This is a genomic window from Novispirillum itersonii subsp. itersonii ATCC 12639, assembly GCF_000381985.1.
In the GTDB taxonomy this organism is placed as follows: domain Bacteria; phylum Pseudomonadota; class Alphaproteobacteria; order Rhodospirillales; family Rhodospirillaceae; genus Novispirillum; species Novispirillum itersonii.
The window spans coordinates 87,198-106,265 of sequence record NZ_KB907338.1 but is presented as its reverse complement, the minus strand read 5'-3'; the positions used below and the strand labels follow the sequence as shown (position 1 = coordinate 106,265).

Genomic DNA, 19,068 nt, shown 5'->3' with positions numbered 1-19,068 from the left:
CCTCTCTCTCCCCTCTCTCCGTCTTAAGGCTCCCCCCGTCATGACCACCCGCCCCGCTGCCCGGCAGGATCTGCTGCTGATGGCCGCCATCATCCTGCTGGGTCTTAACCTGCGCCCGGTGCTGGCCGCCGTCGGCCCGCTGCTGGATACCCTGCAACGCGATACCGGGCTGAGCGACAGCGCCGCCGGGCTGCTGACCACCCTGCCGGTGCTGGTGATGGGGCTGGGGGCACTGGGCGGGGGGCTGCTGCACCGCCTGACCGGCACCGGCACCGGGATTGCCGCCGGGCTGGCGCTGATTGCCGCCGCCTGCGCCCTGCGCGGCGGGGTCTCGGGTGGGGGTGGGCTGATCGCCTCCGCCATCGGGGCCGGGCTGGGGATTGCGCTGGTGCAGGCGCTGCTGCCCGCCGTCATCAAGGGGCGCTTCCCTGACCGGGCGGGGCCCCTGATGGGCCTGTACACCACCGGCATCATGGGCGGGGCTGCGGTTGCCGCCGCCTCTGCCGCGCCGCTGGGGGCATGGCTGGGCTGGTCCGGCACGCTGGCGGTGTGGGCGGTGCCCGCCGCCGGGGCGCTGGCCCTGTGGCTGTGGGTCCGCCCGCCGGAAGACAGCCCGGCCCGCCGCCGCGCCGCCCGGCCCCAATCCCCGCTCCCCCTGTTCCCCCAGCCCTTCCGCAGCCGCCGGGCCTGGCTGCTGATGGTCTTTTTCGGGCTGGGCACCGGCGGCTATACGCTGGTGCTGGCATGGCTGCCGCCCTATTACACCGCCATGGGCTGGTCAGCCGCCGACAGCGGCCTGCTGCTGGGGGGCATGACCCTGACCGAAGTCGCCGCCGGGCTGGCCGTCTCGGCGCTGATCGGGCGCTTTGCCGACCGCCGCCCGCTGCTGCTGGCGGTGCTGGGGCTGATGCTGGCCGGGCTGGGCCTGCTGGCCTTTGCCCCGGCACTGGCGATCCCCGCTGTTGTGCTGGCCGGGCTGGGCATCGGCGCCCTGTTCCCGCTGTCGCTGATCATCACGCTGGATCATGCCCACAGCCCGCAGCAGGCCGGCAGCCTGATGGGCTTTGTGCAGGGCGGCGGCTATGTCATCGCCAGCGTCATGCCGGTTGTGGCCGGGCTGATCCGCGAGGGCACCGCCAGCCTGACCCATGCGTGGACGGTGATGATCGCCGTCACCGGGGTGCTGGTGGTCATCGCCCTGCGGTTTTCTCGTTCATCTTCTGCTTTGCCTGTTCATACGCCTGAGTGAAGGTGGTGCGGATCGCCTCTTCATCCAGCGCGCGGCCATCGCGGCGGCCGGACAGATAGACGCAGGCGGCCTGCCCCAGCCCATACAGCAGCGCCCCGGCGGCCAGCGCATTCAGGGCCCCGGCGAACACGGTGCCCACCACCGGGATCAGCTTGGCCGCCTCACGCGCGCCATAGCCCGCGCCGATGCCCAGCAGGGTGGCGGTGCCCAGCGCCCCGCCGAATTCGGCCAGTCTGGCCCGGGTCCAGGGTTCGTCAAACCGCCCGGCCAGCGCCCGCAGCAGCAGCGCCGCCGTGCCGGCCACCCCGCCGACCCCGGCATAGGGCACCGGCACCGCCCCGGCAGCGGCGGCGGCGGCGGCATAGCCCCAGATCAGCTGCGTCGCCCCGGCGGTGATGGTGGCACTGTCCACCCCGGCGGTGGACGGCTGACCGCCCAGCAGATGGCCAACCCCGGCCTCGCACAGGGCCGCGTGCAGGGCATCCAGCCCGAAACAGGGGTCGGTGAAGCCATCCTCCGGCTGGGTGAAATCCAGCGGCACAAAGCGCGGGGCCGGGCCGGGCAGGCCGGAAAACAGCGCCCGCTGCTCCCGCAGGGCCCGTGTCAGGCCATCGGGCACCGTTGCGTCAGGCTCGCCGGTGGCGAGGCTGTAGGGGTACACCGCCGGGTGATCGGCCCCCCGTGGATACAGGGCGTGCAGGCCGGTCTGGGCCACCACCACCGGCCAGTGACGGCGGGCGCGGTCGTCGCGGATCTCTGCCAGCACCGCCCGCACCGCCGCCTGCTTCGGGTCGTTGATCTTTGCCACCACCAGCAGCACATGCGCCTGACGGGCGGCCCCGGCCAGATCATCCGCCGGGTCATAGCCGACCTCGCCCAGCCCCCGGGTGTCGAGAAAGCGCAGCACCGGGGTTTCCGGCGGCCAGTCGTACACCACCGACGACCGGGTGCAGGAGCGGATGCCGTCCCCCACCTGCGCCCGGCTGTCGCCGGTCAGCGCCGCGATCAGCGATGTCTTGCCCGACCCGGTGCGGCCCAGCAGCCAGATCACCGGCACCCCCGCAGGCACCCCCGCTGCGCTGTCCGGGGAGGATGACAGGACGGCGGCGCTCAGGCGGTCCCACCAGTCGGTGCCCTGCCCGGACAGGGTCTCTTTCAGCCGGTCCCAGATCATCTTCATCCCTTTCCGTAATCCTGTGACGGGTCTCAGATAACCATTTTCGCGCCCTGTTGCCAGCTACCCGGTTGTCACGCATCCGGTCGTAACACATCCGGTCGTAACACATCCGGTTGTAACGCATCTCTGGGCGGTCTTTGCCCCTTCCCCGGCGCGGCGGTTTCCGCCACCATCATGCTCTGCCCGTCCTGACAGCCGGTTCTGACAGAAGAAAGCGCCCCGCCATGAACATTGCCGCCCTGCTGGCCCGCACCGCCGCCCACAGCCCCGATGCCCCCGCCGTGCTGACCGGCGACCGCCCGGTTGCGACCTATGGCCGCTGGGCTGACCGGGCCGCCCGGCTGGCGGCGACCCTGCGCGCCCCGGCAGACAGTGGCGGCCACGGCCTGCGCCCCGGCGACCGGGTGGCCCTGTTTATGACCAACAGCCCCGATTACCTTGTGGCCCTGTTCGGCGTGCTGTGGGCCGGGCTGACGGTGGTGCCGGTCAACGCCAAACTGCACCCGCGTGAGCTGGCCTATGTGCTGGACCATTCCGGGGCCGCCCTGCTGCTGGTGTCGCCGGATCTGGCCGCCACCCTGCCGCCCGGCCCGTGCCCGGCGGTCAGCACCGGCACCCCGGCATGGGCGGGGCTGTTCAGCGCCGCGCCGCTGGCCGTGCAGCACCGCGACGGCGGCGACACCGCGTGGCTGTTTTATACCTCCGGCACCACCGGCACCCCGAAAGGAGTGATGATCACCCACCGCAACCTGATGATCATGACCCTGTCCTATGCCAGCGATGTTGATCCGGTTGACCCCGCCGATGCCACCGTCTACGCCGCGCCGATGTCACACGGGGCCGGGCTGTATACCTTTGCCTCTGTGCTGGCCGGGGCGCGCCATGTGGTGCCGCCATCCGGCGGGTTTGACCCGGCGGAGCTGTGCGCCCTGTCGCAGAGCGTCGGACGGCTGGCGCTGTTTGCCGCCCCGACCATGGTGCGGCGGCTGGTGGAACACATCCGCACCGCGCAGGCCGACCCGTCGGGGTTTAAAACCATCGTTTATGGCGGCGGGCCGATGTATGGGGCCGATCTGGAGCAGGCGATCACCGTGATGGGCGACCGCTTTGTGCAGATCTACGGGCAGGGTGAATGCCCGATGACCATCACCGTCCTGCCGCGCCGGGTGCTGGCCGACCGCAGCCACCCCCGCCGGGCGGCGCGTCTGGCGTCGGTCGGGTTTGCCCAGTCGCCGGTCGAGGTGGCGGTCTGCGCCCCGGACGGGCGGTTTCTGCCCCCCGGCGAAACCGGCGACGTGGTGGTGCGCGGCGATGTGGTGATGGCCGGATACTGGAACGCCCCGGACGCCACCGCCGCCGCCATCCGCGACGGCTGGCTGTGGACCGGCGATATCGGCAGCCTTGATGCCGACGGCTTCCTGACCCTGAAGGACCGCTCGAAAGACGTCATCATCTCCGGCGGGTCAAACATCTACCCGCGTGAGGTCGAGGAAGTGCTGCTGTGCCACCCGCTGGTGACCGAGGTTGCCGTCATCGGCCGCCCCGACCCGGACTGGGGCGAAACCGTCACCGCCTTTGTGGTCGGCACCGCCCCGGTGGCCGAGCTGGACGCCCTGTGCCTTGACCGCATCGCCCGCTTCAAGCGCCCCAAAGACTACCGCTTTGTCGATGCCCTGCCGAAAAACAACTACGGCAAGGTGCTGAAGACTGCCTTGCGCCAGAGTCTTTAAAACTGGCCTGCGCCAGAGTCTTTTAAAACCGGCCTGCGGCAGAGTCTTTAAAGCGGGCCGGGTCTGTGCGCAGTGACGCACAGACCCCCGCCCGTCTGCCGCTTTAAACCGCCCGCTTAAACCGCCTTAATCCGGTTCAGGAATATCCCGACTGCGCCGGTCAGGCTTTCCGCCTGCCCGGACAGCACCCCGACGGCGCCCAGAACCTGCTCTGACGCTGTCCTGGTGTCTTCCGCCACATCGCTGACCCCGGCAATGCTGGAGGCAACCATGTCGGTGCCCTTGGCCGCCGCCATGACGTTTTCGGCAATTTCTGACGTTGCCGCACTCTGCTGTTCCACCGCCGAGGCAATTGCGGTTGAGATTTCGCTGATTTCCGAAATCCGCCGGATAATGCCGGAAATCGCCCCGACGGCCGCCGACGTCTGGATCTGTACCGAACTGATCTGTTCCCCGATTTCTTCGGTGGCCCGCCCGGTCTGCGTCGCCAGACTTTTCACCTCGTTGGCGACAACGGCAAAGCCCTTGCCGGCATCCCCGGCGCGGGCGGCCTCGATGGTCGCATTCAGGGCCAGCAGGTTGGTCTGGCTGGCAATATCGTTGATCAGGCTGATCACATCGCCGATCCGCGATGCGGTGTCTGCCAGATCCTGCACGACACTGGTGGTCCGTTCCGCCTCTTCCACCGTGGTGCTGGCAACCGTGCTGGCCCCGGTGACCTGACGGCTGATTTCGCGGATTGACGCCGTCAGCTCCTCGCTGGCTGCGGCCACGGTCTGCACCGCGCTGGTGGCTTCCTCGGTCGCCGCCGCCACCGCAGACGCGCGGGTGCTGGCCTGATCAACCTGCGAGGCCATGCTTTCCGCCGTGCCTTCCAGCAGGCGGCAGGCATCGGCCACCGCCGCCAGCGTTGCGCTGACCTCAAGATCAAACGCAACGGTCATTTCTTCCATCGCCCGGGCGCGCTCGACCCGGCGGTTCTGTTCGGCCTTTTCCTGCTCTTCCAGCGCCCGGGCCCGGATCAGGCTCTGGCGCAGCTGCTCTGACGCGCGCGCCACCATGCCGACCTCGTCTTTGGCCCCGGTCGCCGGGATATCAATCCCCAGCCGTCCGGCGGCCAGATCCTGCACCGCCCCGGTGATCGCCTGCACCGGCAGCACGATGCTGCGGGCAATCAGGCCCCCCAGACCCAGCACCACCACCAGCACCACCGCCAGCCCGCTGCCGGTCAGTATCATTTCCTGCCGGATTGCATCGACCTTGGCTGACACGCTGCGGATCAGCATGACCCCGGCCTGATCCTCCACCGTCTTCAGGCGGTCAATCCGGCCGGTCATCAGCTCAAACCACTGCGGGCCGGTGACCCCTTCCAGCGTGCCGGTGAACGGGCTTTGCAACGCGGCCTGCCGCAGGGCCGTGATCTTCGCCTGATCCGGCGCCGACGCCACCGCCGCCATCAGCGCCCGGATTTCGGGGGCCGAATATTCATCCAGCAGGCGCAGATAGGTGTTTTCCTGCGTGACGTGATCGGCAAAGGCCTGATAGGCCGCCGGATCAAAACGGCCGTTGGTAAAGGCAACCGCCCCCAGGGCCCGTTGCAGACCGGCCCGTTCCTTGACCCGCAGCAGGCTGGAATAGGCAACAATGTCACGGGCAATCGCCGCATCATTGCCGATCATCGCCATCTGCTCAACCAGACGGATCATGCCGTAGGTCATTTCGGTATAGGCTTTGGTGACATCCGCCCCGGGGCGCGCCCGCCGGTCAACATCGGCGCGCAGGGCCGCCAGCTGCTCCAGCCCCTGCTGGACGGCGGTATATTTTTTGTCAAATCCCTGACCGTAGCTGTGCACCGCGATACCGGACAGACCCTGCCGCAGTGAGGCAAGGGCCTTATCCGCCGCGACCCGCTGCCCCTTCAGGGCTTCGGCCTGCGCTGCCGGGCCGCCGTTCAGCACGCTGGCGGTCAGCCCGCGCTCGCGTTGCAGCTCGTGCACGGCGCTGCCCAGCACCGGTGCCACCGCTGCCAGAGACGACACCCGCACCAGATCATCGCGCACCGCCAGATCCGTCATCATCCGGCTGCCACCCAGACCGAGAATCAGCAGCAGCGGCAACGCCGACAGGACGGCAAGACGCTTTCCGATAGAAACAGACGTCAGCCACGACACGCGGCCCCCGCCACGGATCGCTTCAGTAGTATTCTGCACCCCATTTACTCCCCTGCGCTGGGCCTCCGCACGGCCCGCCGACATCTCAGCCGGGTCCGACAGCCCTTCGGATCCGGCAGGGGGGCAGACAGATCCGGCTTTGCCTTCAGGCAGGATTCTTCCGGCGCCCGGCCCCCGGGGAAGATGACACCCAAGGGCAGCCCGCACTGCAAGCCTTATCTCCGCGAAAATGCATAATTTTGCATATTTTGGGACAAGCCGCACGTTAAGAGAGTTTTAAAGGATAAACACCCTCATGGAGAGATAGGCTGCGGAGCGGCGGGCACCTCCACCGGGGCCGGTTCCGGCGGCGGGGGCGGCGGCAGGCGGGTCAGGTCCAGCAGCACCACCTCTTTCCCGACGCTGTAGGCCAGACGGCTGCTGTCGGGGCTGAAGGCCAGCGCCGCCGGGGCCGGGTCGTCATGCACCACCCCGCCGGTCAGCGCGCCGGAGGCCAGATCCCACACCATCACAAAGCCTTTTTCAGTCCGGTCGGTCTTGCCCGCCGTCACCGCCACCCGCTGCCCGTCGGGGCTGACGGCGATATCCTGCGGGGCCCCGGCCCCCATGGCATAGGTCTGCATCAGGCTTTTGCTGTCCGCGGCCCAGCGCCGCACCAGCAGCCGCGCCGCCACCGCCTGCGGCTTCGGCGGGCTGGCTTTGTCGGGCAGGGGGTTCCAGCGGTAGTCCGCCGGGCTGCCGCCGTCAGGCAGGGTGCCGCCGGTCAGCAGCGACCCATCCGCCGGGCTGAAGGCCAGACCCGACACCGCCCCGCTGGCATAGGCCGGGTATTCCGTCACCAGTTGACCGTCGGTCAGTGACCAGATCTGCACCATTGGCCCGGCTGCCACCGCCAGCCGGTCGCGGCGGCGGTCCAGCGCGATGGCGGAATAGGTCAGCTCCCGCCCTGCCTTATCGACCCCCGGCCCGATGGTGCGCAGCAGCCGCCAGCGCTGGGTCTCAAACAGGCCGATGCGGGTGCCGCCCAGCACCACCGCCGCCACGTCGCCATCCAGCGCGAAGGCATGGGCCTGATTGACCGCGCCGCGCGGCTCTTTGCCCATCACCGTGCGCATCACCTTGCCGTTCAGCACCGACAGCAGGGTCAGCGCCACCTCCGGCGCGTCGGTCGCCACCCCGACAAAGGGCGTCGCCACCGACAGACCATCGCGGGTAAAGGCGATATCGGTGGCCGCCGCCCCGGTGACGGCGGCGCGGTTGGCTTTCCATTGCATCCGCCCGCTGGCGGTATTCCAGATCATCACCTGCGTGCCGCTGCTGCCCGCCGCCGCCAGCAGGCTGGCATCGGGGCTCCAGGCCAGCGCCTGCGGGGCCTCCGGCGCGGTCAGGCGGCTGATCTCGGTGCCCGGCGCGGTCAGCACCGCCGGTAACGGTGCCTGCGCCGGTTGCCCGGCACACCCGGCCAGCCCTGCCGCCACCAGTCCGGCCCACAGGACCTTGCTCACCCGCCGCAGCGCCGCCGTTGCCATGCCAGTCCCCTGTCTGTGCTGATCTGACGATGGTTTTAGCGTACCCCGCCCCCCCCGAACAAGAGGGCCAGAACAGGGGGAGGGGCCCGCCACGGGATCAGCAGGCAGGCGGCGGGGTCAGCAGGGTCTTCCAGCGCTCTGTCCAGCCCCGGTCATGGGTCGCCCCCGGCACCGTCACGGCGCGGACACAGCCCGACCCCGCCGCCTGCACAAAGCGGGCGGCGATTGACGGCGGAACCGTCCGGTCCTCCGCCCCGCTGAAATGCACCTGCGGGATGCGGGCGACCTGCGCGGCAGCGCTGATCGGGTTCAGCGAGGCCGGCATGGCGGAAACCCCGGCCAGCCGGTTGACCTCGGCATGGTCAAGGTTGCCCGCCACGGTGCGCAGGCTGATCACATCCTGCCGCCGCGCGGCGACCAGCACCGCCACCGCCCCGCCGCCGGAATAGCCGACCAGACTGACCTTCTGGCCCGGGGTCTGGGCCACCACCTGATCAACCGCCTGCGACAGCGCCGAAATCACCTCGGGCGCAAACCGCCTGCCGGTCCAGTACGCCGGGGTGCAGGCCGGGTTTTTCGCCCGGTCGGTGTACTGGCAGGGCCGGGCGATATAGACCACGTTGGCGGCGGGGTCCTGCGCCGCCAGCGCCAGCGCCTGCGCCTCGCGCGGGGTCGGGTCGCGTGACACCTCGGTCCGGCTTACCCACGCCAGCCCGTCGCCTTCAAAATAGACAGTCACCGGCTGGCTGCGGTCGGTGATCCGCACAAAGGCGGTCAGCCAGAACGGATCAGTCTTGATCAGCATCCGCGCCATCTGCGCCGGTCTGGCCAGCGCGTCGGCATTGGCATCGCGGTCAAGGGTGGCGCAGCCCGACAGCCCGCAGGCCAGCGCCACCCCCAGCAGGATTTTCCACATCATTAAAACTCGGTCCGCAGTTGCAGGGATGCCGTATGGCTGAGGTAGCGGTCGGCAATATCGGCATCATACTTTACCGACAGCGTGGTGTTGCGCACCGAGGCCACGTCCACCCCCAGCCCCAGCGTCAGATGGTCGGCGGCGATGTCGGTGCCCGGCGTGGTGAACGATGCCCCCCCGGCGACAAAGGCCGAGGTCTGATCGGGGGCCGAGCCGTTAAATTCGTGGTTCCAGACCGCGCGGGCGTTGGGAATAACCTCCCAGTTGCCGACCGTCGCCACCCGGGCCGATACCTTGCCGCCCAGACCGGAGCGGATGGAATCGGTGGATGACGACCCGACGCCAAGGGCCGCCGCCCCGCCGGTTTCGGTATAACCGTCCTGCTTCAGGGTGTTATAGGCCAGCGAGGCCAGCGGCGTCACCACCACCGCCCCGAAGGTCAGCGGCATCCCGGCTTCGGCCCGGGCCCCCCACTGCTGGCCGGTGTAGTCCGCCGTCAGGGTCTGCGCCGCCGCCCCGGCAATGGCAACCTGCCGGGTGCTGTCATAGGAATGCACGCCGTAGGTCAGCGCCCCGTCCACGTACCAGCGTTTGCCGGTATAGGTGCCGTACAGGCTGGTGATGTAAGAGTCGATATCCTGCCCGCTGCCGGTCCGGTCGCCGGTGGAATCAACCCCGGTACGGGCATAGGCGAAGGAAACACCGGCCCGCACCGGGTCGGCCACCCTGGCATCAACCCCGAAGGCCAGACCATAGGTGTCGGCGTCATAGCCTGACACCGCCTTCCGTTCCTGCTGGGTGGCGGTGGAGCCGAAACCCTGCCCCCAGACGCCCAGACCCTTCAGGGTTTCCCCCGAGGCCACCCCGGTTTCGCCCGCTGTGGCAGCGGCCACCCGCACCGCGTCTGACCGCACCTGTACGGTGGACAGCGCCTGTGAGACCGCCCCCAGCGACGCCTGAAGGGTGTTGCCGGTGGTTTCCGGGCGCAGCTGGGCCCCGGCGCGGCGGATATCGCCTTCATCCGTCAGATTGTTGACCGCCTGCGACAGCGCCTGAAGCCCGGGGTCTGACCCGGCATAGCCGACAATCGCCTGCATGCCCGCGCCGTTAACCCCCCCGGCGGCCCCGGCGGCCCCGGCGGCATTCAGCCGGTCGGCGGTGATGATAAAGTTGGTGTAGCCGGTGCCGAACGAAACACCGTGGTCATCGGTCTGCCCGGCCCCGGTTTCCTGACTGACGGTCCAGCGGTAGCCGCCGCCGTTGACCACGGCGGGCAGCACATCCGCCGTGCGGCCCAGCGTATCCTGAATAATGACGTAGCGTGACCCTTTGGCCACCGTGCCGACCACGGTGGGGGTGATGGTCGGCAGTCCGTCAAACGTCTCCGAGGGGTTAAGGACACCGGGGTTGTTACCGTCGGTAAACACGATATAGCCATGCTTTCTGGCATTGGCGTCAATGGTGGTCTTAAAGGCGATCCTGCCGTTGATGATATCCGTCGGGCCCTGACCGGTGGAATAATAGGTGATGCCCATGCGGTGGGTCTTAAAGTCATAGACCGTATCGCCGGAAACATTCAGCCAGTTGTAATGCAGCTCTGAATTTCCGGCCAGTTCCAGCGTGGTGCCGTTGACGATGTTGATCTGGTGCAGGGGCGTACCGGCAGAGCCGAGATCCCCGTTCAGCCGCACCGTGCCGCTGCCTGACTGCCCGAGGGTGACAATACCGTTTCCGGCGGTGTGGACCTCGACATTGCCGTTCAGCAGGCTGCCTTTGTTCAGATAAACAGCATGGTGGCTGTTGGCGACCACCCCAAGAACGATGTCACCGTTAACCGTGCCGTTGTTGGTGAAAGAGGCATCCTCGGTCACAGTGTCGAAATCAATGCCGATGTTGTGGCTCTGCCCGGCGCCGTTGGCATAAATGGTCCCGTTGTTGACAATGGTGGCGGAAGACCGCTCATCACCGCTGATCCAGCCGTTAATAATGCCGTTGTTGGTGATGGTGTTACCGGTGGAGTAATAGTCGATACCGCCATTGATGGTGCCATTGTTGACAATGGTGGCGTTAATCGCGGTGCGGATGCTTTTGTTGCCCAGACTGATCCCGCCGTCGATCCCTTCCTGCTCCTCGCCCGGCATCTGGTTGCCGCCGGGGGTCCCGCCGCTGATGGTGCCGTTGTTGGTGATGCTGACTGCCGCGCCGTAAACGCTGATCCCGGTGGCCGCGCTGCCGTCGCCGGTCTGCCCGCCGCTGCCCGCCGCTCCGCCGGACCCGGCAATGCCGCCGCTGACCCGCGCCGCCTGCCCGACCGTGACAGAGACAGTATTGCCCTGAACAAAAATACCCGCTGACCCGCCGCCGCGACCGCCGTTATAGCCCGGTGCCCCGGCCCCGCCGTCACCGCCCCGGCCCCCGTCAACCAGTCCGCCGGTGATATTCACCTGACTGTTATGCCCGGTCACATGGATGCCGACGCTGTTTTCCCCGTTAAAGCCATCGCGGTCCTGCCCCTGCGGCCCGGCGGCAACCCCATCCTGCCCGGTGGTGGCGGTCAGGCCGATAACATCGGCAGAGCTGGTGTAAGTGGCCCCGTCCTGATCGACGGTTTCCGCCGCCATCCACCCCGCCCACGCGGTGCTGCTGAGAACGGCCAGCGCCAGCGGAGACGTCCCCGCCAGCAGAATCCGGGTAAACATGCGCATTGTTTTCTCTCCCCCCTTGATAAACATGGGTCCCTGATAAACATGGGTCCCTGATAAAAAGGGCCGCCGCCGGGCCGCACCCCGGCAGGCACCCCGGCCTGAAATCACGCGTCAGCCGCGTCCAGAAGATTGTGTTGAAGGGCGATGACAACCGCCTGTGTCGCCGTTCTGGCCCCCAGCCTGGCCCGTGCTTCAGCTATCTGCTTTTCAACGGTCTGGGGGGCGGTCCCGAGGGTGGCGGCAATCGCATCCACCCGCAGGCCTTTTGCCAGCAGGGTCAGGCATTGCCGTTCACGTCTGGTCAGTGTCAGCGGTGGAAGGGTGGTTTCGGTCATCGCCTGCCCAGCAAAAACAGTCTGTCATCGGGCCGACTGTACCGACACAGCCGCAGCGGGGGCAATTGGGGGTTTTCCACCATGGCGGGGCGGCGCAGAGTCTCTTCAGAAGAGAAAATCAATAAACTTCAATGCAATAGGTCAGACCTCGATCATCCCCAGCACCAGCGCCCGCGCCACCGCCTGCGTGCTGGTCCGGGCCCGCAGCTTGGCGCAGGCACGGCTGATCCGCACGCCCACCTGCCGCTCGGTCAGGCGCATACGGTCAGCGATGTTTTTCTGTAGCAGCCCGGCGGCCAGCCATTGCAGACAGTCCCGCTCCCCCGTGGTCAGGCCGTACAGCCCGCCCAGATGATCGCGGCGCAAAAGACTGTCAAAAGCGTGCAGAATCCCACTCAGCCCGGCCTGCCCATGCGCCCACAGGGCATCAAATTCCGGCCACGACATCCCCGCCGCATGACAGCCGAACGAGCTGAACCCCAGCCCGTTGGCAAACCGGATCGGAAAGGTAACGCCGGTGGTCACCCCATAGTCATAATCCAGATCCAGCGACTGCCGCGCCAGCGGAGAGAGCTTTTGCAGCGCGACATGAGAGGTGTCACTCCACAGGATCGGCTCGGTCTGCGTGACGGACAGATCCACATAGGCGTCGGTATAAAACAGCCCCCGGTCGAACTTCTCCCGCAGCCACTCGGGGTTCAGGCTGCTCAGCAGCCGGTAATCCGCCTGTCCGGGGGTGGTGACCGCATCCAGCCCGTACAGAACGCCGGTGATGCCGACCCCGGCCAGATGGCGGTTCAGGCGGTGCCACAGGTCATCGTGGCTCTGGGCCTGCCGGAAGTCTTCCGCCGCGTCCTGAAAAATGCGCATCACCGGATTCATCGCCTGCCCCCATCTTGCGACAACCCAAGACTGTGCAGGCACTACACACAAAAGAAAAGATTAAATCTTACCCCATACATACGCCCATACGATGCACCCCCCTACCCCCTTAACCGCCGGTACAGGGTGTTGCGGCTGATGCCCAGCCGCTGCGCGGCGCGGGACATGTTGCCGCCGCAGGCCGCCACCGTGCGCTCCATCAGGTCCAGCGACAGGCTGCGCAGATCACCGTCAGCGGCGGTGTGGGCGGCATCGGGGCTGCGCATCTCTTCCGCCACGTCATCGGGCAGGTGGTGCCAGTGAATGCGGGTGTCGCCGGGATCCAGCAGCGCAACGGCGGTGCGCAGCACGTTGGCCATCTGCCGCAGGTTGCCCGGCCAGCCATAACGGTCAAACGCCGCCGCCACCGGGTCAGACAGGGTGATGCCGCTGTCCGGGGCCAGCCCGGCCAGCACCCGCCCCGCCAGCGCCAGCCGGTCACTGCGGGCCCGCAGCGGCGGCACGGTCAGGGTCAGGCCGTTCAGGCGGTAATACAGATCCGCCCGGAACCGCCCGTCAGCCACCGCCTGCTTCAGCGGCTGATGGGTGGCGGCGATCAGCGCAAAATCGACCGCCACCGCCTTGCCGCCGCCCAGCGGCACCACCTGCCGGTCCTGCAACACCCGCAGCAGGCGGGTCTGTAGCCCGGCGGGCATATCGCCGATCTCGTCAAGAAACAGCGTACCGCCCTGCGCCTGCCGGATCCGCCCCGGTGCCCCGTCGCGCCGGGCCCCGGTAAAGGCCCCGGGGGCATAGCCGAACAGCTCTGCCTCGATCAGATGTTCCGGCAAAGCGGCGCAGTTGACCGCCACAAACGGCGCTTTCGCCCGGGGGCTGCTGTCATGCACCGCGCGGGCGAACACCTCTTTCCCCGATCCTGATTCCCCCATCACCAGCAGCGCGATGTCTTTGCCCGCCACCCGCCGGGCGCGGTCAATCGCCTGTGCCATCTGCGGGTCGCCGCTGTCCAGCGCCGCCAGCGCATCCCCGGCGGCCCCGGCCCGGCGGGGGGACCGCACGACCGCCGGGGCGGTGCCTGCCCCAGAAGAAGAAGCCGGAGAAGAGGCCCCAGAAGAAGAAGAGGAAGAAGGGGAAGAAGAAGAGCCAGAAGGCGCCAGCCCCTCTGCCCGCAGGAACAGCGCCTGCCCCGCCGCCGTCTGCACCGCCAGCGGCCCCCCACCCTGCCGCACCAGATCCATCAGGCAGGCGGTGGTGGTGTCCAGCACCGCCTCCAGCCGTTCGCCCAGCCGGGTATGGGTCAGGCCCAGCAGCGCCAGCGCCGCCCGGTTGACACCGCAGATCCGCCCGTCGCCATCCACCGCCACCAGCCCTTCCGCCAGCGTGCCGATGCCGTCAGGCTGGGGGTGCAGATGCAGCCGCAGGGCGGTGCCGTGCCGCACCTCAAACAGGCGGTTTTCAATCATATGCGCCGCCGCGCTGACCAGCCCCGCCGTGTGCGGGTGGCGGCTGCGGTGATGGCCCGAGATATCAAGCACCCCCACCAGATGCCCGTCCGGGGCCACCACCGGCGCGGCGGTGCAGGTCAGAAAGCTGTTCTGGTCCAGAAAATGTTCGCCCCCATGCACGCTGACCGCCGCGCTTTCCGCCAGTGCCGTGCCGATGGCGTTGGTGCCACGGTGGTTTTCGTGCCACGACGCACCGGGCATCAGGGCCACCCGCTCCGCCCGGCTGAGGAAATCGGCATCCCCCAGCGTCTCCAGCAGCAGCCCCCGCTCGTCGGCCAGAATCACCATCGACCCCGACCCCCGCGTCTGCGCGTGCAGATATTCCATCACCGGGCGGGCCCGCGTCACCAGATCACGGCGGCGGTCCTGCGCCTCGCGCAGCAGCGGCGCGGCCAGATGCGGGGCCTGCGCCATCCGCCACGGGGCCAGACCGGCCCCCTGACTGCGCCGCCACGACCGTTCCACCACCGGATGCAGCAGACCGGACGGCAATACCTGACCGCGCTCCAGACAGGCCCGCGCCTGCCGCAACGCCTGCCCCGGCGCCTGTCGCTTTGCCAGATCCATCACCGATCCTCCCGCTTTTCTGACAGGGCTTTATGCCCCTTCCGTCACCGCACACACCTTGATCTATCGTAAACCACCGTCAGCCCGTACCCACCCAACCACGGGCTTTGCCCGTACCGGCCCAACCACGGGCTTTGCCCGTACCCACCAAGGGCCATTGGCCCTTGGATCCCGTTTCTGGGGGGCCCACTTTTTGGGGATCCCCCCTCTTTTTTTCTGTTTTCGCAGGGCTTTGCCCTGCACCCCACCACACCAGAAACCACGGGAACACCCCGGCCCTGCGGCCAAAGCTCCCCCACCACCCCCTCATCAGGTCAAGGAGCCTGAGGCTCCCCCCCCCTCCCTTCATCAGGTCAAGGAGCCCAAGGCTCCTTGTGGGGTTTGGGGCAACGCCCCAAAAAGCAGCCTCCCCCAAAAGCAGCCTCTCCAGGAAAACGCCCCGAAACCCTGCGTTGTCCGAGTGTCGGGGACAGCGGCGGTGCAGCGCAACGGTTTCCTGTGTGTGCGGCGCAACTGTCCCGTTTTGACACACCTGTCCCGTGGCGGGACATGCTGCGGGCGCAGTAACAGACTGAAAAAGCGCGATTTCCGTCTGGCATGCCCTGTGCGGAGTGTTCAGCAGCCCGGTGAGGAAACGCCGGACCGCGACACAAGAAGTCACAGACACAAGAAATCACAGGGAGTACCGTTCATGCTGTATGCCGCCCCCGGATCCGCTGATGCCCCGGTGCAGTTCAAGGCCCGTTACGACAACTTTATCGGCGGGCAATGGGTTGCCCCGGTGAAGGGCCAGTATTTTGACAATGCGACGCCGACCACCGGCAAGGTGTTCTGTCAGGCGGCGCGGTCCACTGCTGAAGATATCGAGCTGGCGCTGGATGCCGCCCATGCCGCCGCCCCGGCGTGGGGCCACACCAGTGTTGCCCAGCGGGCGCTGGTGATGACCCGCATCGCCGACCGCATGGAAGCCAACCTTGAAAAGCTGGCCTATGCCGAGACGGTGGATAACGGCAAGCCGATCCGCGAGACGCTGGCCGCCGATATTCCGCTGGCGATTGACCACTTCCGTTATTTTGCGTCGTGCATCCGGGCGCAGGAAGGCAGCCTGGCGGAGCTGGATTCTGACACCGTCGCCTATCACCTGCACGAGCCCCTTGGCGTGGTCGGCCAGATCATCCCCTGGAACTTTCCGATCCTGATGGCGGCCTGGAAGCTGGCCCCGGCGATTGCGGCGGGCAACTGCGTGGTGCTGAAGCCGGCGGAACAGACCCCGGTCGGGATTCTGGTGCTGATGGAGCTGATCGCCGACATTCTGCCCGCCGGGGTGATCAACGTGGTCAACGGCTTTGGGGTCGAGGCGGGCAAGCCGCTGGCATCCAGCCCGCGCATTGCCAAAATCGCCTTTACCGGCGAGACCAGCACCGGCCGCCTGATCATGCAGTACGCCAGCCAGAACCTGATCCCGGTGACGCTGGAGCTGGGCGGCAAGTCGCCCAACATCTTCTTCTCTGACGTTGCCGCCGCCGATGATGACTTCTTCGACAAGGCGATTGAAGGGTTTGTGATGTTCGCGCTGAATCAGGGCGAGGTCTGCACCTGCCCGTCGCGGGCCCTGATCCACGAGTCAATCTATGACCGCTTTATGGAACGGGCGCTGGCCCGCGTGGCGGCGATCAAGCAGGGCAACCCGCTGGATACCGACACCATGATCGGGGCGCAGGCCTCGTCTGAACAGCTTGAGAAGATCCTGTCTTACATCGGTATCGGCAAGGACGAAGGGGCAACGGTGCTGGCCGGGGGCGGGGCCGCTGATCTGGGCGGGGACCTGTCGGGGGGCTATTACGTCCGTCCGACCGTGTTTAAGGGCCACAACCGCATGCGGATCTTTCAGGAAGAGATCTTCGGCCCGGTGGTGGCGGTCACCACCTTTAAGGACGAGGAAGAAGCCCTGCACATCGCCAACGATACCCTGTACGGGCTGGGGTCGGGGGTATGGACCCGCGACGGCAACCGCGCCTACCGCTTTGGCCGGGGCATCAAGGCAGGCCGGGTGTGGACCAACTGCTATCACCTGTACCCGGCCCATGCCGCGTTCGGCGGGTACAAGCAGTCCGGCATCGGGCGCGAAACCCACGCCATGATGCTTGACCACTACCAGCAGACCAAAAACCTGCTGGTCAGCTACAGCCCGAAGGCGCTCGGGTTCTTTTAAGCCTGTCAGACCTTCCGGGGTCTAAAGACCGGGGGAACCGGGGAGCCGGGGGGGATGGGGTGCGGACCCCTCCCCCCCCATCCCCCGCACCCGGATAAAAACCGTCTTCATAAGGGGGAGACCACACCCATGACCCAGACCGCGTTTTATATTCCGTCCGTCAACCTGATGGGCTCCGGCTGTCTGACCGATGCCGTCGCCCGGATCAGAAGCTACGGCTACAGCCGCGCCCTGATCGTCACCGATGCCGTGCTGGCCAAAATCGGCGTTGCCGGTAAGGTCGCCGCCCTGCTGGAGGCCGCAGGCCTGACCGTCACCGTTTTTGACGGGGCCAAGCCCAACCCCACCATCGCCAATGTTGATGCCGGGCTGGCCCTGCTGCGGGCCAATGACTGTAACGTTGTGGTCTCTCTTGGCGGCGGGTCGCCGCATGACTGTGCCAAAGGCATCGCCCTGTGCGCCGCCAACGGCGGATCCATCGCCGACTATGAAGGCGTTGACCGCTCGGCAAAGCCGCAGGTGCCGCTGGTGGCGATCAACACCACCGCCGGGACCGCCAGCGAGATGACCCGCTTCTGCATCATCACGGACGAGGCCCGCCACGTCAAAATGGCCATCGTCGATAAGCACGTCACCCCGGTGCTGTCGGTCAACGACCCCGACCTGATGCTGGCCAAGCCGCCGGGCCTGACCGCCGCCACCGGCATGGATGCCCTGACCCACGCCGTCGAGGCCTATGTCTCCACCGCCGCCACCCCGATCACCGATGCCTGTGCCCTGAAGGCGGTCAGCCTGATTGCCGCCAACCTGCGGCAGGCGGTGGCCCACGGCGATGATCTGGCCGCGCGGGAAGCGATGGCCTATGCGCAGTTTCTGGCCGGGATGGCCTTTAACAATGCCTCGCTGGGCTATGTGCATGCCATGGCCCATCAGCTTGGCGGGTTTTATGACCTGCCGCACGGGGTCTGTAACGCCGTGCTGCTGCCGCATGTCGAGGCCTTTAACGTGCAGACCAGCGCCGCCCGCCTGAAGGACGTCGCCGCCGCGATGGGCGAGCCGGTGGCCGGGCTGTCGGATGCCGACGGGGCCGCCGCCGCGCTGGCGGCCATCCGCCGCCTGTCCGCCGATATCGGCATCCCCGCCGGGCTGACCGAACTGGGGCTGAAGGATGCCGACATCCCGGTGCTGGCGGCCAATGCCCTGAAAGATGCCTGCGGCCTGACCAACCCCCGCCCGGCGGATCAGGCGGATATCGAGGCGATCTTCCGCGCGGCGGCATAACCGGGTTTTCCTCCCCACCTCAGGGGGGCACTTCCGGGTGTCCCCCTGCTTTTTTTGTCAGAGGTCAGCCAGAGACACACACATCAGAGAGAACAGGCCATGCCCACCCCACCGCCCCGCGTGCTGGCGACCCCGGCCGCCCTTGACCTGATCGCCGTGCTGCACCGCAGGCACGGGCCGCTGATGTTTCATCAGTCCGGCGGCTGCTGCGACGGCAGCGCGCCGATGTGTTATGCGCTGGGCGACTTCATCACCGGCGACAGCGATGTGCTGCTGGGCCAGATCGGCGGCTGCCCGTTTTATATGGGCCGCGCCCAGTTTGAATACTGGCGGCATACCCAGCTGACGATTGACGTGGTGCCGGGCCGGGGCGGCATGTTCTCGCTGGAAGGGGCGGACGGGCTGCGCTTTCTGACCCGGTCGCGGGTGTTCACCGATGCCGAGGCAGCGGCGCTGGATGCACAGGGCGACCCGTGAGGGAGCCCCCTTTCCCCCCCCACCCCGGTTTCTGCTGCGGGGGACACGGGCGGCCCTTTCGGCGCGGAAGGGGTCGCCCGTGACATTTTCGGCACCCATCTTCCCCTTACGTCACGTCTGGTCTTTTTTTAATCTTTCGATTTTTCAATGCATTACCAGAAAATCATTCGTCCATATGTGAAACTGAGCGTCGTTTAAGGGCCCAAAAGACGGAACTGCCCCCCTCTTTAACTGTCCCGAGTACGGAACTGCCCCCCCCTTTAACTGCCCCGAGTACGGAACTGCACCCCCCTTTAAGCGCCCCGAGTACGGAACTGCACCCCCCTTTAAGC

Annotated in this window: 13 protein-coding genes; 5 read left to right on the top strand and 8 right to left on the bottom strand. The window is 67.4% G+C overall.

The window, feature by feature from the left end:
* Positions 1–40 precede the first annotated feature (40 nt).
* Positions 41–1,249 (top strand): MFS transporter, encoded by a 1,209-nt coding sequence (locus G365_RS0103825; RefSeq protein ID WP_019644180.1) that lies wholly within the window; start codon positions 41–43, stop codon positions 1,247–1,249.
* Here the strand turns inward: G365_RS0103825 and G365_RS20235 are convergent.
* Entirely contained in the window at positions 1,191–2,429 is a 1,239-nt protein-coding gene (locus tag G365_RS20235; RefSeq protein ID WP_019644179.1) for a GTPase family protein, read from the bottom strand. The two genes, G365_RS0103825 and G365_RS20235, sit on opposite strands and share 59 nt — an antisense overlap.
* A gap of 221 nt (positions 2,430–2,650) precedes the next feature.
* On the opposite strand from G365_RS20235, the gene G365_RS0103815 reads away from it, so the two are divergent.
* Complete coding sequence (locus G365_RS0103815; protein WP_019644178.1) at positions 2,651–4,156, top strand: class I adenylate-forming enzyme family protein; 1,506 nt, start codon at positions 2,651–2,653, stop codon at positions 4,154–4,156.
* Positions 4,157–4,272: 116 nt separating this feature from the next.
* On the opposite strand, the gene G365_RS0103810 is transcribed toward G365_RS0103815, so the two are convergent.
* From G365_RS0103810 to G365_RS0103780, 7 genes are all read right to left on the bottom strand, one after another.
* Positions 4,273–6,366, bottom strand: a complete 2,094-nt coding sequence (locus G365_RS0103810) for a methyl-accepting chemotaxis protein (RefSeq protein ID WP_019644177.1) — start codon at positions 6,364–6,366, stop codon at positions 4,273–4,275.
* Positions 6,367–6,620: 254 nt separating this feature from the next.
* Complete coding sequence (locus G365_RS24620; RefSeq protein ID WP_020722889.1) at positions 6,621–7,856, bottom strand: WD40 repeat domain-containing protein; 1,236 nt, start codon at positions 7,854–7,856, stop codon at positions 6,621–6,623.
* Between the two features lie 97 nt (positions 7,857–7,953).
* The gene (locus tag G365_RS20230; protein ID WP_019644176.1) at positions 7,954–8,775 is read right to left on the bottom strand and encodes an alpha/beta hydrolase; all 822 of its coding nucleotides are present in this window, start codon (positions 8,773–8,775) and stop codon (positions 7,954–7,956) included.
* Positions 8,775–11,477, bottom strand: coding sequence for an autotransporter family protein (locus G365_RS0103795; protein ID WP_169545044.1), 2,703 nt, complete (start codon positions 11,475–11,477; stop codon positions 8,775–8,777). The genes G365_RS20230 and G365_RS0103795 overlap by 1 nt, the downstream gene beginning before the upstream one ends.
* Positions 11,478–11,581: 104 nt before the next feature.
* Positions 11,582–11,812 (bottom strand): response regulator transcription factor, encoded by a 231-nt coding sequence (locus G365_RS0103790; protein ID WP_019644174.1) that lies wholly within the window; start codon positions 11,810–11,812, stop codon positions 11,582–11,584.
* Positions 11,813–11,953: 141 nt separating this feature from the next.
* A complete protein-coding gene (locus tag G365_RS0103785) occupies positions 11,954–12,682 on the bottom strand; it encodes a helix-turn-helix transcriptional regulator (RefSeq protein WP_169545042.1) in 729 nt (242 codons plus the stop codon).
* A 113-nt stretch (positions 12,683–12,795) separates the two neighbouring features.
* Complete coding sequence (locus tag G365_RS0103780) at positions 12,796–14,766, bottom strand: sigma-54-dependent Fis family transcriptional regulator (RefSeq protein ID WP_019644172.1); 1,971 nt, start codon at positions 14,764–14,766, stop codon at positions 12,796–12,798.
* A 691-nt stretch (positions 14,767–15,457) separates the two neighbouring features.
* Between G365_RS0103780 and adh the strand changes: the two genes are divergently transcribed.
* The 3 genes from adh to G365_RS0103765 all read left to right on the top strand — a co-directional run bounded on the left by adh (position 15,458) and on the right by G365_RS0103765 (position 18,736).
* Entirely contained in the window at positions 15,458–16,978 is a 1,521-nt protein-coding gene (adh, locus tag G365_RS0103775) for an aldehyde dehydrogenase (protein WP_019644171.1), read from the top strand.
* A 129-nt stretch (positions 16,979–17,107) separates the two neighbouring features.
* Positions 17,108–18,259 (top strand): L-threonine dehydrogenase, encoded by a 1,152-nt coding sequence (yiaY, locus tag G365_RS0103770; protein WP_019644170.1) that lies wholly within the window; start codon positions 17,108–17,110, stop codon positions 18,257–18,259.
* Between the two features lie 99 nt (positions 18,260–18,358).
* Complete coding sequence (locus G365_RS0103765) at positions 18,359–18,736, top strand: DUF779 domain-containing protein (RefSeq protein ID WP_019644169.1); 378 nt, start codon at positions 18,359–18,361, stop codon at positions 18,734–18,736.
* The last annotated feature ends 332 nt before the right edge of the window (positions 18,737–19,068 follow it).